The organism is Acinetobacter sp. Tr-809, assembly GCF_011753255.1.
GTDB lineage: Bacteria > Pseudomonadota > Gammaproteobacteria > Pseudomonadales > Moraxellaceae > Acinetobacter.
In genome coordinates this window covers 533385-548507 of the sequence record NZ_VWVZ01000002.1, presented here as the reverse complement: position 1 = coordinate 548507, position 15123 = coordinate 533385, and the positions used below count along the sequence as shown (strand labels likewise).

Genomic DNA, 15123 nt, shown 5'->3' with positions numbered 1-15123 from the left:
ATTAATACGATATTTATTCTAAAAACTATTTCAATATTTCAAAAATAAAATATCTAGATATTAAAAATAAAATTTCCTGTTATAATTTCCCATCTTAAAATTAAACCACAGATTCAAGCTAACCAAAATTCAATATCAAGGGTGAAAGAAATGTCAAAAAAATTATTAATTTCTACTATATGCTCTGGGGCACTATTATTAACCGCCTGTGGAGGTGGTGGAGATAACAATCAAATATCATTCGATAGCAAAGAAAAGTTAGACTATACAAAGAAAGAGAATATTGAACTTATTAATGAGCCTGTAGTTGCTATTTCAAATGAGTATGACAATCCAGTAATTGACATTATCACCCTAGCACAAGAACTTCACTATCTAATTAGCAACCAAGATCCTAGCAGCTACACAGCGTCGTGCCAATCAGGCAGCACCACCTTAAACAATGATGGCAGTGTAACCCTAAATAACTGTAAAAACCTGACTATTTACTCAAAAACTGATTCTCGCCCTATCTTTGATCAAGATGAAGTTGTTATCGTGTCTGGTACAATTCAAGCTAAACTTACCCGAACAACAACCTTAAAAAAAACCGATTTAACTTTAGTTAATTTTAGTATTGATTTAGCAGATGAAACCGCTCTCGTTAATGGCAAACTAACTAGTAGTTCTACTTCTATCAATACCGATAACTATCAGGACTTATTTGAAGCGAATCAATTTAGTTACAAGCATTCAGATAAAATCGATAAAACTAACAACCTTCAGTATATTTTAAACAATTACTCTTTAACCTCAAACAACTCGATCTCCAAAGGAAATATAGATAGTAATGCTAAAGGTGAGTTAACTGGTGAAGTTAAAGCAAAATCTTTCTCTGTAAACTTTAATTCTAATTTTGCCTTTAACAATACTAAAGATCTTGAAAATATGAAACCTAGTCAAGCTAAGCTAAATATAGAAGATATCAGTAATAAACAAAATTCGATTGTTATTACTCAAACCATCAATGGTCAAGCTTTAATTAATGCATATGCCAACAATCATACCGTTACGGGATTCCCTCAAACAATTGACTGGATTAAATTCTACTAATTTCTGTTTAAACAAAAATAAGCCCTCTTCTTAGGGCTTATTTTTTTAACTGGCTCAACAATATGTTATTTATTACTATTTCCTTAGCCCGTTTGACGCAATATCATTCGTGATTGCTCACAGTACGCAAAAATAGGTAATAGACATGGCAAATCATTTTGAGTTCAAAATTCGCGTTTATATCGAAGATACAGATGCCGGTGGTATTGTTTACCATGCCAATCATATCCGTTTTATGGAGCGTGCTCGTACCGAATGGTTGCGTGCGGCAGGGGTAGATCATTACTGGCACCAAAAAGACTACAGCTTCGTCGTACATCAGATTCAGGTTAAATATGTACGCCCAATATTAATGGATGATTTAATTACCGTTACAGCACGTGTTATTTCGTGTAAAGCCGCATCTTTTGTGTTGCAACAAAATATTTATCGTGGTGAAATCTTGCTGGCTTCAGGTGAGGTTGTGTTGGCATGTTTAAACAAAGATCTAATGCCACGTAGACTTCCTGATGAAATTCGTGATCTGATTCAAAAAGAATTGGCACAGGACTAAAATAAACTTTCGGCACAGCAACTTATGGCAACTAACTTAGAATCTTCCCTGCATATTTCCGACCTAATTTTACAAGCAAGTCCTGTTGTACAACTGGTCATGCTGATCCTGCTGCTCTCTTCAATTTATAGTTGGTATTTGATTGCCAAATTATATATGGGCTTTAAAAAAGCAGGACAAGAGGATGAGCATTTTCAAAAAATGTTCTGGTCAGGTGCCGAATTAAATACGCTTTACAATAATGCCCAACTTAACTCTAAACGCCGCGGTCTAGAAGATGTTTTCTACCAAGGCTTAGGTGAGTTCTTCAAACTGCAAAAGCGCAAAGCAGACGCCAATCAAACCATCGAAGGGACAGAGCGTATCCTTCGTGTAGGTTTAAGTCGTGATCAAGGTGGTTTAGAAGTCGGCTTGGGAGCTCTTGCCAGCATTGGTTCAGTTGCGCCTTATATCGGTTTATTTGGTACAGTTTGGGGCATCATGAATGCTTTTATTGGCCTTGCAGCAGTTGATCAAGTCACCTTAGCTACCGTTGCACCTGGTATTGCAGAAGCTCTGATTGCAACCGCAATTGGTTTATTTGCCGCAATTCCTGCTGTACTTGCATTTAACCACTTTACGGCTAAAGGTGAATCAACCTATTCAGACCGTGCTTTATTTGCAGAAGAAATGGTTGCCCTTTTACAGCGTCAAGCGATTGGAACGACACAGGATGATGCATAATGGCGATTCAACGATCTGGACGTTTTGAGCGGATTAAAAAACCACTGAAAAGCGATATGAACGTCGTTCCTTATATCGATGTGATGTTGGTACTTTTGGTCATTTTTATGGTCACTGCACCTATGATTACCAGTGGTATCAAAGTTGATTTACCTCAGGCCAATAATCATCCTATTGAATCAAAAGATATGCCAGCGATGGTCACCATTGGTAAAGATGGTAATATCTTTTTGCAATATCAAGAACACAAAGGTAGTGAACCGCTATCACTTGCACAGCTTGAAACTCTTTTAAGCGAAGCTCAAACGCAAGCTGAGCAAGAAAATAAACAACTGACTGTTCTAGTAAATGGTGATAAATCTCGTCCTTACGGTGAAGTCGTTTCACTCATGGCGAGTCTACAAGAAGCTGGCCTGACTCAAGTTGGCTTACTGACAGAGCCGTTAAAATAAGCTATGAAAAAATTTCAAGAGCCGCCTTTTAAACAAAATGCGATTGCGCTGGGTTTCACACTCGGTGTCCATGCGATCGCAATTGTTGGCTTACTGTTTTTAGGCTTGAGTAAACCACCTGAAGAACCTAAAAAACTGACCACCATTTTGGTGAAGCCAGAAGATTTACCACAATCTTTACAAAATCCCGAACAACAAGTCTCTGCAGAGCATCAGGCGGAGGAAGTGCAAAGCCCAGTTGTGGATAAAACGCTCCCTGAGAATATTCCAGTAGCGCCTCCACCACCAACTGCACAACAGCTTGCTGCCGAAAAGCAAAAAATTGAACAAGCACAACAAGCCAAGCTTGCTGAGCAAAAACGCAAAGCGGATGAAGCTGCTCGAGCTCAACAAGTTGAAGAACAACGCAAACTTGCAGAGGCTCAAGCACAAAAACAACGTACAGACGCTGAAGCTAAACGCCAAGCTGAGGCAAAAGCGAGGACTGAGGCTGATGCGAAGCGTAGAGCTGAACAAAATGCTAAAGCCGAGGCTGAAGCCAAAGCACGTCAAAAAGCTGAACAAGATGCGAAATTAAGACAGCAAAAAGCTGCCGAAAATGCAAAACTTCAAGCGCAACAGGATGCGAAACGCAAAGCTGAGGCAGATGCGAGAGCAAAAGCCAACGCGGATTCGAAGCGTAAAGCCGAAGCAGATGCGAAGGCAAAAGCTGATGCTGATGCGAAACGCAAAGCCGAGGCCGATGCGAAGGCAAAAGCTGACGCAGATGCAAAACGTAAAGCAAATGCTGATGCAAAACGCAAAGCCGATGCAAAGGCAAAAGCTGACGCAGATGCAAAACGTAAAGCAAATGCTGATGCCAAGGCAAAAGCTGATGCTGACGCGAAACGTAAAGCTGAGGCCGATGCGAAAGCAAAAGCTGACGCAGATGCAAAACGTAAAGCAAATGCTGATGCCAAGGCAAAAGCTGATGCAGACGCGAAACGTAAAGCTGAGGCCGATGCGAAAGCAAAAGCCGATGCAGACGCGAAACGTAAAGCTGAGGCTGAAGCAGATGCCAAAGCTGCAGCTGCTAAAAAAGCTGAGCAGGAAGCCGCACAGAAAAAGGCGGATGCAAAACGAGTTGCTTCAACTGCGAAACGTGATTTCGAACAAAAAATCTATCGTGCTTGGAACATGCCATCAGGCTCATCAGGTCAGCGTGCAAGTGCTCGTGTGACTTTAAGTGATAGTGGTGCTGTACTTTCTGTCGTTGTAACAGCGAGTGACCCTGACGTTAAGGCGAGTGTAGAAGCTGCAGTGCGAGCTGCTGCCCCCTACCCAATGCCAGATGATCCAACCGCCCGTCGTGAAGCAAGAAGCTTTACTTCAAGTTTTACTGCAAAATAGTAATGAATAGTTAACGTTACAGGCTTTTAATAGCACAAAGCCTGTAACTATGTTAAACAATCAACAGCCACAAAAATACGAACGCAAGTAATTGTAACTATGGACAAGACTCGTAAACACCTCCTCTCGTTGGCAGTTTTCGCTGCAATTAGCACAGTTGTTCCAACAGCAACTTTTGCACAATTACATCTCGAAATTGCTAAAGCACCTGAACAAGCACCTAAAATTGCGATTATCCCATTTGCAAATGACAATGCGATCTATCCAATTGTGGAAAGCGACTTGAACCGTTCAGGTCGATTTACCAGTGCATCTCAAAATTTACCAGCTACAGCAAGCTTGAATCAGATTCAAGCGGGTGACTGGCAAAATGCAGGTGTGCCGTATGTTGTCGTTGGACAATTAAAAGCGGTTGATGCCAATACTTTTGAGATTCATTACCAGTTATATGATGTACAGAAACAACAATATTTGCTCAATGAAGTTCTGACTGTACCAAGTTCACGAGTACGCCAAGCGGGCCACCTAATCAGTGATACGATTTATCAGGCTTTGACTGGTATTGCAGGTGACTTTAGTGGTCGTATTGCTTATGTACTGCGTAATCAGGCGACACCTGCTCAACGCTATACCTTGCAAATTGCAGATACTGATGGTGAGCAACCTAAAACTGTACTGTCGTCACGTGATCCAATCCTCTCTCCTGCTTGGACACCTGATGCTAAGAAAATTGCTTATGTATCATTTGAAACCAAACGCCCTGCGATTTATCTTCAAGACTTAGCCACTGGCCAACGTGAAGTTTTAGCAAGCTTCCGTGGTTTAAATGGTGCACCAAGTTTCTCACCAGATGGTAAATCGATGTTGTTTACTGCATCAATGCATGGCAACCCAGAAGTTTATCAAATGGATTTAAGCACCCGTCAAGTACAGCGCATGACCAATGACTCTGCGATTGATACTGAAGCACGCTACTCACCAGATGGTAAGTCATTTATCTTTACTTCTGATCGTGGTGGTTCACCACAGATTTACCGCTACAGCTTTGATGATAGTTCGGTAAAACGTTTGACCTTCAAAGGCGCGTTTAATGCACGCGGGACTTTGAGTGCTGATGGTAAAAAGATTGCGTTAGTACATCGTCCAAGCGGCAGTAACTACAAAGTTGCAATCCAAGATATCAATACTGGTATCACCAATATTCTGACCCCGACCAGTTTAGATGAATCACCAAGCTTCTCACCAAATGGACAAATGGTGGTGTATGCAACGCGTGAAGGTAATCGTGGTTTGTTATCAGTCATGTCGACTGATGGTCGTTTCCGCATGAATTTACCAAGCGAGCAAGGTGAAGTTCGTGAACCAGCTTGGGCACCAAAATAAGTTTAATCGATTGGAGAATCATATGAACATTAAATATCTAACGCTTCCACTGATTGCTGCAACTTTAGTTTTCACTGGTTGTGCAAGTCGCAAACCAGCAACTGATATCACTGCGGGTAATACACCAAATGGCTCAACCACTGTAAGTACAGATGGTTTAAGCGAAGATGCAGCTTTAAATGCACAAAACTTGGCAGGTGCATCTTCTAAGGGCGTAACTGCTGCAAACAAAGCATTCTTAGCAAAGCGCGTTGTACACTTCAACTTTGATAGCAGCGATTTATCTAACGAAGATTATCAGACCCTACAAGCACATGCTCAATTCTTAGTTGCCAATGCTAACTCTCGTGTTGCCCTTACAGGCCACACAGATGAACGTGGTACACGTGAATACAATATGGCACTTGGCGAACGTCGTGCAAAAGCGGTTGAAAGCTTCTTGATTACCAATGGCGTTAATCCACAACAACTCGAAGCTGTTAGTTACGGTAAAGAGTCACCAGTGAATGCTGGACATGATGAAGCTGCGTGGAAAGAAAACCGTCGTGTAGAAATCAACTACGAAGCGGTTCCACCACTATTAAAATAATAGTGGTTTCACGATAAATAAAAATGCTCACTTCAGGTGAGCATTTTTATTTATCGATTAAGAAGAAGATGGAGAGTCAGACTTGTTTTGCATCGACTCAATCAAATCATGCTTATTAAACTCTTTGTATTCTGGTTTCGCTTCATACTCTTTCCATGCATCCTTCACATTTTCTTTAGAAATCGTATCTAAGCTAATTGGCTCACTCGGCGTGGGAGTTGCCTCAAAATTCTTGGTTGACATCGTTAGCCTCCAAACATCCTGTTTAGTATCTATGCAACATAGCATGTAATGCTGCACTTGTAATCATAAAAGCAACATAAATAAAGTAAGATAATTTTTATTTTTGCACGATCTCATCTAGAATACCCACATTCTTTTTTATCAATTTTTGACACGGCCAAATCGGAGCTATTCAATATGTCAAACCTTACTTTGACCCAATACCTAGAACAACAAAATGGGAATTTGACTCCAGAGTTGGCACAAGTTATCGAAACAATTGCTGCTACATGCCAAACCATTGATCAGGCACTTCAAAAAGGCGCTTTAGCCGGTATTTTGGGCAGTGCAGGCAATGAAAACGTTCAAGGCGAAACACAAAAAAAATTAGATGTTATATCTAATGATTACCTGATTGATGCTTTAAAAGTACACCCTCAAGTGGGTGGTTTAGCTTCAGAAGAATTAGATGACTTCACCCCTGCCCAAGAAAATGGTAAATACTTAGTTTTGTTCGATCCTTTGGATGGTTCAAGCAATATCGATATTAACATGTGTGTCGGTACGATTTTCTCTATCCTACCTGCGAAAAATACAGTCACTCAATCTGCGGACTTCATGCAAGCAGGGACAGAACAAGTTGCTGCAGGCTATGTCCTTTACGGCCCATCAACCATGTTAGCGCTTACCGTGGGCGCAGGTGTTGCCTTCTTTACTTTTGATCCAACCACACAAAGCTTCTTGCTAACTACCGAGCAAGTACAAGTTACAGCAGATACACAAGAGTTTGCGATTAACTCTTCAAACCAACGTCATTGGGAAAACCCTGTAAAACGTTATATTGATGAGCTTTTAGCGGGTAAAACATCAGTACGTGAAAAAGATTTCAATATGCGTTGGGTTGCATGTATGGTAGGTGACATCCACCGTATCTTATGTCGTGGGGGTATTTTCCTTTATCCTTACGATCTAAAAGACCCTAAAAAGGCAGGTCGTTTACGTCTGATGTATGAAGCAAACCCAATGAGTATGTTGATCGAACAGGCTGGAGGTGCGTCTACTACAGGTCGCGTTCGTATTCTAGACATTCAACCAACTGAATTACACCAACGTGTTCCAGTGATTATTGGTTCGAAAAATGAAGTCGAACGCGTAACAAGCTATCACTAATTACTTTTATAATCAGGGCATTATAAATCTATGATGCCCTTTTGGATGTTTATCTTATGGCGGTTATTTTCCTAGAATCAAAAGACAATGCAAAAATCAAACATTTGCGTGGTCTGATCGAACTCAACAGTGCTCGAAAAAAACATCAGCAAACCGTTCTAGAAGGTACACATCTGTGCTTGGCTTGGTTGCAACAGCAGAAAAAAATCTTTTCTTTATTTACCACTGAACAAGCATTAGAACATCCAGATTTACAAGAAGTGATTGAACTTCATCAAGGTCATATCTTCGTGATTAGTGAAGTCCTATATAAGGATTTAAGCACCTTAGGCACAACCCTGCCTTGTCTAGCGATTGTTGATCTACCCAAAACCGCTGCCACCATTGATTTTAAGGCCGATACTTTAATTCTAGAAAATGTTCAAGATCCTGGAAATGTAGGTACATTGCTTCGCTCTGCTGCTGCTGCAAACATCAAACAGATTATTTGTACACAAGGTTCAGCTGCACTTTGGTCTCCACGCGTACTCAGGGCTGGTATGGGTGCCCATTTTAGTCTGCAATGTTTTGAAAATTTCCAGCTCACAGATATTCTTCCAAAATTTGAAATCCCAGTTTTTGTGACCAGTTCACATCGTTCAACCAGTTTATATAGCAAAGATTTAACTCAAGCCTGCGTCTGGATTTTAGGCAACGAAGGTCAAGGTGCAAGTGACTATGCTCTTGAACATGCTCAGGCAGTGGCGATCCCTCAACCTGGTGGGCAAGAGTCACTCAATGTCGCGATTGCTGGATCAGTTTGCTTCTTTGAAATGGTTCGCCAACGTCAGTAAAAACGTTAAATTATTTTAAATACGATTTTTTTACTGAGAAAATCAATTACACTACTAAAAATAATTGCTTAAGTTGTCAACGCGCCCACCATTTTCAACGTTATATGATTAATGAATTGGAATTAATGGTGGGTATCCATGACAGGATTTTCCATCTCTATGGATTTAGCACCGAAACAGGCTCGAACTGAAAACAGTACCGATCGTAGTACTGTTGAACAACGTCTGCGTTTTTTTATGCAAGACGTAACAGGTCGTGCCTTGGTTATGATGGAAAGCGCCACTCAGGGACAACAAGGCATTGCCATGGATTTAGTGCAAGAAGCATTTATTTCATTGCATAAGTCATATGCTGATAAAAGCACAGAAGAATGGTATCCCCTGTTCTATACAATCTTAAATAATAAACTTCAGGACTGGCGACGCAAAGAAGCCCGTCGTGCCAATCCATTTTCATTATTTAAAAAAATTAGTTTAGATGATGACGAACAAATTATTGATGTTGTCGATGAATCAACTCCAAATCCGTTTGAGTTTCTTAATCAAGAAGTCACTATGGAGGAAATTCAAGCTGCAATTAATCAATTACCCGTCCGCCAACAACAAGCATTTATGCTAAGAGCGTGGGAGGGTTTTGACACCATGACTACAGCACAAATCATGGATTGCAGTGAAGGCAGTGTTAAAACACATTACCACCGCGCAATCCAGGGGCTCAGAATTGCTCTAGAGCATTTAAACCCACATACAGGAGGATCATCAGATGAAAAAAGATGAGTTCACTAAACATGTGACTTCCAAACTTGACCAGCTTGCGAAAGAACAACATCACAATAAAATGTTAGTGATGAATCATGTTCTTGATACTGTCCAAAAGAAGCCAACTTCTTATTACAGTATTTGGAAAATGACAGGTTTTGCCTTCGCTGCCGCAATTATGGGAATTGTTGTTCTGCCTAGCTCTCTGCAATTGGCTGATCAACCACAGAACCAAGTTGTCGTGAATCCAAAACTTTCGCCACAAATGGTTGAAGATATGGAAATGTTATTGGTCTTAGGTGAGGATAAAGTTCCACATGGCAGCTAAAAAATTAGCACTTGTTGTGTGTACACTCGGCTTATTACAAACCAGTTTTGCAGGTTCAGAACGCTTTTGGGTATTCTCCAAACCAAATAAAGCGGCACCAGAAGAAGCTTGGGATGACTTATCACCAGAAGAGCAACGCGTTTTAATTAAACGCTATCAGACATTGAAGGAAATTCCGACCAATCAGAGCTCACAACTACAACAACGGATGGAATGGTTTACACAACTGCCTGAAGACGAAAAGCAGAAAATGCGTGATGTTTGGCAAAAAATGAGTACTCAAGAACGTAATACTTTGCGTAAACGTATGCTCAATGCTAGCACTGAAGAACGTGTAAACATTAGAGAAGAATATCTCAGCAAATATGCTGAACATTAATTTTAATCTTATAAGAATAAAAAATAGCGCCTTCTAGGCGCTATTTTCTCTTTGGTCTACTTATTTTTTAAAACGGCGATAAGCCAGTAACCCCAATAAACCAAATACTGAATAGAAACCTAAGCTACCACCACCACTGGCAGAACGAGTATCATCAGTCGTTGTAGCTGTATTAATTGTTCTGACTGTTGCCTCATTTGATGATACCCCCTCAGCATCATACACCTGATATTTAAAATCGAAATTGAATGGGTTAAAAGCATTTACTTCCTGAACGTAGATATTACCACCATAACAAGTTTCTTTTTGATCTGGTTCAGGACAAGCTCCCTGACGATCAGCAGTGATGCTCAGATCTCTAGGCACATTCGTTATACGGATCGGTAATTCCACACCATCCTTATTTCTCCAAAACTGGGGTTTATTTGGATTTTTTTCTGGTCCAGCACCACCTTCACCAGTATCGCCATTATCGTTAGCAAAGTTCAATAAATTCAGGCTTAGCTTTTGTTTTTCTTTATATTTAAACGTTAAGGATGTATCTGTTGCAACAGGTGCAATATTTACAAAAGCTGCTCGAATTAAACCAGATGAACTTATATTCGGATTAGACTTAGATGTAATTGTATATTTACAGAAGATCTTATCACCAGCTTGAGTAATAGTATCATCCTTGCGATAAAAAATAATTTGCTGTAAGTCTTTGTTCCAGCTACAAACTAAGTTTTCTTTATCACTTTCATCTATATTACTAATTAGCCCCTTACCTAAAGCCTCGGTTGTTACATCATATATATCTGGGCTAAAAAATTGTAACTTATAACTACCATCTGCTTGTTTTACGTCTTGTGGCAAAGGCAACTGATAGTTTCTTAAGTCAAGATAAATCGCACGATAGTGCAAATTTGCTTTCGTATATTTTAATAACCTTTGATACTGATCAAAACGAAATTTGTAGTAGGTCAAAAAATCTGGATTATTTGGATTTTTCACTAAATTATCAAAGAAATCATATTGATCTTGATAACTTGTCATTGAGTTACTAATTGATGTATTAGTTACATCCTGTATATCACCAGCCTTAAATCGCATTAACTCAACCGAGCCAATATCACAGCGGTTACGGGCATCAGGATCATAATGCAACGTCCCATCAGTAATACGAGCTAAACCTCGTTGATCAGTTTCACTACAACCTGTGTCATCAATATCCAACAAGCCAACTAATTTTGTATTCCCTTTATCATCTACAGGCACACTAGTGACATTGGGTTTTGGATAATACATTGGCATGAAAGACGTATGTGCTGAAGCAGGTTGGTAATCTAACAAAGTTTCAATATTGATCTTACTGACATTCAAATTAGTTTTATTATCTTTAAGCGACTCTTTGGGTACATCACATACGTTATTAATAGCAGATGTTGAGCCCTCTTCTTTTAAAGCAAATGCATTATCGAGAATGGCAAACCGTACTTTTGTCTCCTCAGCTGCATTACCAAATAAATATCGACAAGCATAGCTACTGCTATCACCATTGTAAGCAATAACATTAAAATTCAATATTTTAGCACCAAGTTTATCGTATAAAAGGGAAGTATAAGCCTTATTTTCAACAATCGTATTACTAGTCAACAACAAACTACTCGATTCACTCAAAATACTTGGACGATTATTTACCTCACTCCCAACTTTAGTATCACCAGTGAATTTGATCAAATTCCCTGTAGCAACATTTGCAATATTTTTTGCTATTGTATTGGTCGTTAAAGTAGCTGCTGCTTCACCACAAAATTCAAACATACTATTTGAATTTTCAGAGCCATTATTGATAAAACTATTCGCAGTTAAATTAATTGTATTTTTAATATATTTTGCATCTGTCATGCAACCCATTGAAAGGACACTGCCCTTCTCAGCCTGATTTCCTTGTATGACAGTTTTAGATATGGTTAAGGTCGATGAAGGTCCAGCCAAGAATATTGCACCACCCTCTTTTGCATGAGAATCCAAAATTTGGCTACTCTGCAATACTACATCCGCACCAGCATAGATTGCTCCACCAAAATCAGTAGAGCGCCCACCCGTTAAAATTACATTCGTAAGGCTTAAGTTTGTTGCCTTAAGTGTTGTGTTAAAAATGCGTGAGTTTTCTGCCTTAATGGTCGTTTGTAATGGTATCTCTGCTGGATATAGATTAACCACATCATTCAATAAAACATTTTTCTCTTCCCAATCTAAAGGGCTTGATCCTAAAATGGAAACACTCACGGTAGGTGCGAGTTCTTTTTTTAGAGTATAGACACCTTTTTCAAGCTGAATAACTTTTTGTGTCGTTGACAACTTGTCTGTAACAGTACAACCACCATACGAAACACGATCTGCAGCTGTTTTTAATGCCTCACGTAATGAGCAAGCATTTGGGTTATCGCCATCTTCATCTTCAAAAGTTGTAACCTTAATTGGTGTATTACTGGTCCCAGCTGCCATTAATGGCATTGTTGCTATAACCATCGTTGCCAACAATGCTTTTTTATAGTTTTTCATCTCATCATATCCCTGATTATGATTTTAAACGGCGCAATCCTATTAAACCAAATAATGCCAAGATAGCACCCCAACTAAAGCTCCCAACATTTACTGTTTTACTTTGAAAAGTATCGGGTGGATCTTGGACAATATTCGTTGGAATTTCAATATAGTAATTCGTAACATTATTAAAACGCGTGATAGTCGTCATTATGCGCATTTTAAATATATCTGCGCCATGCCAATCACTATCAGGGGTATAGGTCACATTACCATCTTGATCTAAAGTAACCTTTCCTTTAGATGGTGTCTGGTTTTGCACAATATCTAAACACCCATATCGCCAGGCCTGCCCATCTGAACGCTTTCCTAATAATTGTTCACAAGAATTCGGATCTAACAACTCTCCATCTAACAAATTGTCTGCAATACTAAACTTAGCCACCTGTTTAAAACGAATATCCATTCCCGCAACAGCAATATTGCTACGATCCACAGTTAACTCTATCGAGCCTAAATCACATAGTTCATTAAAACCAGTACGGCTTTTTCCACGTTGATCTGTGGCTTCACAACTTGACACACTAAAGCTTGTACCATCACTGTAAATCCGCCCTTTATTCACAATTAAAGAATCGGATAACTGTTTATAAGAAGTCAATAAACGTGGTTTAAAGAAACCTAACATTTGATCTTTTGGAATCGAATATGGACATAGCAATCCTTTTGCTGGAGGAGCAGCACAGATCCCTTCATCATTGCTACCACCCGCAATTAATGCCTGCTCTGGATCATTTTGATTCCACATAAAGTTGGGTAGACGTTTTTCTGCATTACGGTCGCAGTCTGATGTGGTTAAATTACTTTGAACAACGGTAGTATCATCTGAAGTGTTCCCACAGTTCGCATTTCCATTGGCAACTAAAATACTATTTGAAACATAAGAGCTCGGGAATTCTTGGACTTTAGTTTCACCATTTTCAGTTGTGGTCACCTTTCGATTTAAAGACTGTAAATATAATCCAGCAGCATTTTTAATAATCGTATTATTGTTAAGAATCATTCCTTCACGGATATTTGCAACATACCCGCCCTTATTATGAAAAATAGTGCTACTTCTGATACCAGAAGATCTAGCGGCTAAGGCCCCTGCAATTGTGTCATTATTAAAACCTGTCTGCACATAAAGCAAAGCACCATTTGTCCCAGCTATACCTTCATTATCACGCACTACTGACTGTGTAATCAGATACATTGGCATTTCACTATAAACAACAGCACCTTGATCTGCTTTATTATTCTGTAAGATGCTGTTATTAATAGAAACATATCCTGCTGTGTTTTTTGCATCCGATGCAACACCAACATTATAAATCGCACCACCTCTATTTGCTGAGCCACCACTTAAACGAGAATATTGGATTGATAAATTTTCACGATTGAGAATTAAACCACCATCATTAACCTTACTCGAAGCCCCTTGTAAATTCAGTTCAATGAAACCCACTAAAAGTTGAGTACTTTCAACATTACCATCATCAATTACAAAAAGGCGATCAGAACCCTGCATTTTAATCGTTGCGTTATTCAGCCCTTGCTTATTATCATTAAAAGCTTCACTACTCGCGGTACGGATTGTCATCGCAGCTTTAATATTTACTGCTGAATTTAGTTGGTAAGTCTGATCTCGCTGTAAGATAATAGTGCTACTTGCATCTTTATTACCACACCCTCGATAACCATTTTCGAATTCTTTTTGGCTTCTTTTATTTAAAAACTCAACAGCTTCTCGTAATGAACAAACGGCATCATCTTTGTCTTCATCAACCAATGTTGTGACTTGAATATCCGCAGAATATGCATGTCCAGTAATCGCAAATAAAGCGCAGGCAAGCGTCCGTTTGAGCATACCGATCTCCTTCTATTTTTCATTTTTCTTCGTATTGCAAACTCAGTGTTTGCAACCACATTCCTTTGTGCGTACTTTGTCATAGCTCTCAAAATTACTCAAGAAATTTTATACTATTGGCGATATTCATCAATCAGCGCATAAATTTGCTTAAGTGTTGTATTTGAAAGCTTAGTTTTCTCGCCCTTTAACATTTTTTCGAGCTGAGCAAGTGTTTGTAATAAAATTGATGCCTGATGTGGTCCGTTACTTAAAAGGTAATCAACAATCTGTTGATCAAAATGAATACCACGCCGCGTCATCACCGATTGTAATAAGGCTTGCCGATCAATATACGAGCTTCCATTAGGTACTTTGACACTGACTGCCTGGGTCAATCTTGACTGTAAATCTGGTAATTCAAGCTTGAGCTCAATTGGTGCAACACGAGATGAAAATACCAATTGCCCTTCATGATTATTCATCAAATGAAAAACCGCTTTCTGCCAATGCGGAACTCCACTAATCGAATCAATATCATCTAGCGCCACTAAATCATAAAATTCTAAAGAGGTAATTGCTTCAATTGGGGCATCTAATAATTCTAATAAAGAAACTTTGATTGCAGGTCGACCCAATTCTAAATATGAATCACAGATCGCTGAAAGTAGATGACTCTTACCCGTACCAGCACCACCATAGACATAAAAACGACTGACTAAGCCTGCATGTAACTGTCTAACTGCATCAACCACAGGTCCCCAACCCGGCCCCGAAAAATCACTAATTCGAGCATCGAGTTGAGGTTCTATATCCAGTTGTAGTTGACGCATA

16 protein-coding genes are annotated in these 15123 nt (G+C 39.4%); 12 read left to right on the top strand and 4 right to left on the bottom strand.

Annotated elements, in window-relative coordinates; translation table 11 throughout:
- The first annotated feature begins 150 nt into the window (after window positions 1–150).
- From F3J02_RS06570 to pal, 7 genes are all read left to right on the top strand, one after another.
- A complete protein-coding gene (locus tag F3J02_RS06570) occupies window positions 151–1092 on the top strand; it encodes a hypothetical protein (protein WP_167248237.1) in 942 nt (313 codons plus the stop codon).
- 145 nt (window positions 1093–1237) lie between these two features.
- Window positions 1238–1645: a tol-pal system-associated acyl-CoA thioesterase gene (gene ybgC, locus F3J02_RS06565; protein ID WP_005151801.1), complete on the top strand. Its 408-nt coding sequence runs from the start codon at window positions 1238–1240 to the stop codon at window positions 1643–1645.
- Between the two features lie 24 nt (window positions 1646–1669).
- On the top strand, window positions 1670–2368 hold the full coding sequence (gene tolQ / locus F3J02_RS06560) for a protein TolQ (RefSeq protein ID WP_167248236.1): 699 nt from the start codon (window positions 1670–1672) through the stop codon (window positions 2366–2368).
- On the top strand, window positions 2368–2820 hold the full coding sequence (gene tolR / locus F3J02_RS06555) for a protein TolR (RefSeq protein ID WP_167248235.1): 453 nt from the start codon (window positions 2368–2370) through the stop codon (window positions 2818–2820). Before tolQ ends, tolR begins: the two co-directional genes overlap by 1 nt.
- 3 nt (window positions 2821–2823) lie before the next feature.
- Window positions 2824–4209, top strand: a complete 1386-nt coding sequence (tolA, locus tag F3J02_RS06550; RefSeq protein ID WP_167248234.1) for a cell envelope integrity protein TolA — start codon at window positions 2824–2826, stop codon at window positions 4207–4209.
- A gap of 99 nt (window positions 4210–4308) precedes the next feature.
- The gene (gene tolB / locus F3J02_RS06545; RefSeq protein ID WP_167248233.1) at window positions 4309–5592 is read left to right on the top strand and encodes a Tol-Pal system beta propeller repeat protein TolB; all 1284 of its coding nucleotides are present in this window, start codon (window positions 4309–4311) and stop codon (window positions 5590–5592) included.
- Window positions 5593–5614: 22 nt separating this feature from the next.
- Window positions 5615–6181, top strand: a complete 567-nt coding sequence (gene pal, locus F3J02_RS06540; protein WP_167248232.1) for a peptidoglycan-associated lipoprotein Pal — start codon at window positions 5615–5617, stop codon at window positions 6179–6181.
- 57 nt (window positions 6182–6238) lie between these two features.
- On the opposite strand, the gene F3J02_RS06535 is transcribed toward pal, so the two are convergent.
- Window positions 6239–6424: an NF038105 family protein gene (locus F3J02_RS06535; RefSeq protein ID WP_167248231.1), complete on the bottom strand. Its 186-nt coding sequence runs from the start codon at window positions 6422–6424 to the stop codon at window positions 6239–6241.
- Between the two features lie 177 nt (window positions 6425–6601).
- On the opposite strand from F3J02_RS06535, the gene F3J02_RS06530 reads away from it, so the two are divergent.
- The 5 genes from F3J02_RS06530 to F3J02_RS06510 all read left to right on the top strand — a co-directional run bounded on the left by F3J02_RS06530 (window position 6602) and on the right by F3J02_RS06510 (window position 9872).
- Window positions 6602–7573, top strand: a complete 972-nt coding sequence (locus tag F3J02_RS06530; protein ID WP_167248230.1) for a class 1 fructose-bisphosphatase — start codon at window positions 6602–6604, stop codon at window positions 7571–7573.
- Between the two features lie 56 nt (window positions 7574–7629).
- Complete coding sequence (locus tag F3J02_RS06525; RefSeq protein ID WP_167248229.1) at window positions 7630–8406, top strand: TrmH family RNA methyltransferase; 777 nt, start codon at window positions 7630–7632, stop codon at window positions 8404–8406.
- A 159-nt stretch (window positions 8407–8565) separates the two neighbouring features.
- The gene (locus F3J02_RS06520) at window positions 8566–9183 is read left to right on the top strand and encodes an RNA polymerase sigma factor (RefSeq protein WP_167248393.1); all 618 of its coding nucleotides are present in this window, start codon (window positions 8566–8568) and stop codon (window positions 9181–9183) included.
- Window positions 9170–9493, top strand: a complete 324-nt coding sequence (locus F3J02_RS06515; protein WP_167248228.1) for a hypothetical protein — start codon at window positions 9170–9172, stop codon at window positions 9491–9493. The genes F3J02_RS06520 and F3J02_RS06515 overlap by 14 nt, the downstream gene beginning before the upstream one ends.
- Entirely contained in the window at window positions 9483–9872 is a 390-nt protein-coding gene (locus tag F3J02_RS06510; protein WP_167248227.1) for a DUF3106 domain-containing protein, read from the top strand. Before F3J02_RS06515 ends, F3J02_RS06510 begins: the two co-directional genes overlap by 11 nt.
- A 60-nt stretch (window positions 9873–9932) precedes the next feature.
- Here F3J02_RS06510 and F3J02_RS06505 read toward each other — a convergent pair whose 3' ends face one another.
- The 3 genes from F3J02_RS06505 to F3J02_RS06495 form a co-directional block, all read right to left on the bottom strand.
- Window positions 9933–12419: a CSLREA domain-containing protein gene (locus F3J02_RS06505; RefSeq protein WP_167248226.1), complete on the bottom strand. Its 2487-nt coding sequence runs from the start codon at window positions 12417–12419 to the stop codon at window positions 9933–9935.
- 16 nt (window positions 12420–12435) lie between these two features.
- Window positions 12436–14310 carry a rhombotarget A gene (gene rbtA, locus F3J02_RS06500; protein ID WP_167248225.1) on the bottom strand — a complete coding sequence of 625 codons (1875 nt, stop codon included), beginning with the start codon at window positions 14308–14310 and terminating at the stop codon, window positions 12436–12438.
- 113 nt (window positions 14311–14423) lie between these two features.
- The gene (locus F3J02_RS06495) at window positions 14424–15122 is read right to left on the bottom strand and encodes a DnaA regulatory inactivator Hda (RefSeq protein ID WP_167248224.1); all 699 of its coding nucleotides are present in this window, start codon (window positions 15120–15122) and stop codon (window positions 14424–14426) included.
- Between the last annotated feature and the right edge of the window lies 1 nt (window position 15123).

Bases quoted from the DNA above. Each gene is read 5' to 3' on its own strand.
- F3J02_RS06535 (WP_167248231.1), bottom strand. From the start codon at position 6,424: ATGTCAACCAAGAATTTTGAGGCAACTCCCACGCCGAGTGAGCCAATT.
- F3J02_RS06530 (WP_167248230.1), top strand. From the start codon at position 6,602: ATGTCAAACCTTACTTTGACCCAATACCTAGAACAACAAAATGGGAAT.
- F3J02_RS06520 (WP_167248393.1), top strand. From the start codon at position 8,566: ATGGATTTAGCACCGAAACAGGCTCGAACTGAAAACAGTACCGATCGT.
- tolR (WP_167248235.1), top strand. From the start codon at position 2,368: ATGGCGATTCAACGATCTGGACGTTTTGAGCGGATTAAAAAACCACTG.
- F3J02_RS06570 (WP_167248237.1), top strand. From the start codon at position 151: ATGTCAAAAAAATTATTAATTTCTACTATATGCTCTGGGGCACTATTA.
- F3J02_RS06510 (WP_167248227.1), top strand. From the start codon at position 9,483: ATGGCAGCTAAAAAATTAGCACTTGTTGTGTGTACACTCGGCTTATTA.
- tolQ (WP_167248236.1), top strand. From the start codon at position 1,670: ATGGCAACTAACTTAGAATCTTCCCTGCATATTTCCGACCTAATTTTA.
- rbtA (WP_167248225.1), bottom strand. From the start codon at position 14,310: ATGCTCAAACGGACGCTTGCCTGCGCTTTATTTGCGATTACTGGACAT.
- F3J02_RS06505 (WP_167248226.1), bottom strand. From the start codon at position 12,419: ATGAAAAACTATAAAAAAGCATTGTTGGCAACGATGGTTATAGCAACA.
- F3J02_RS06495 (WP_167248224.1), bottom strand. From the start codon at position 15,122: ATGCGTCAACTACAACTGGATATAGAACCTCAACTCGATGCTCGAATT.
- F3J02_RS06515 (WP_167248228.1), top strand. From the start codon at position 9,170: ATGAAAAAAGATGAGTTCACTAAACATGTGACTTCCAAACTTGACCAG.
- ybgC (WP_005151801.1), top strand. From the start codon at position 1,238: ATGGCAAATCATTTTGAGTTCAAAATTCGCGTTTATATCGAAGATACA.
- pal (WP_167248232.1), top strand. From the start codon at position 5,615: ATGAACATTAAATATCTAACGCTTCCACTGATTGCTGCAACTTTAGTT.
- tolA (WP_167248234.1), top strand. From the start codon at position 2,824: ATGAAAAAATTTCAAGAGCCGCCTTTTAAACAAAATGCGATTGCGCTG.
- tolB (WP_167248233.1), top strand. From the start codon at position 4,309: ATGGACAAGACTCGTAAACACCTCCTCTCGTTGGCAGTTTTCGCTGCA.
- F3J02_RS06525 (WP_167248229.1), top strand. From the start codon at position 7,630: ATGGCGGTTATTTTCCTAGAATCAAAAGACAATGCAAAAATCAAACAT.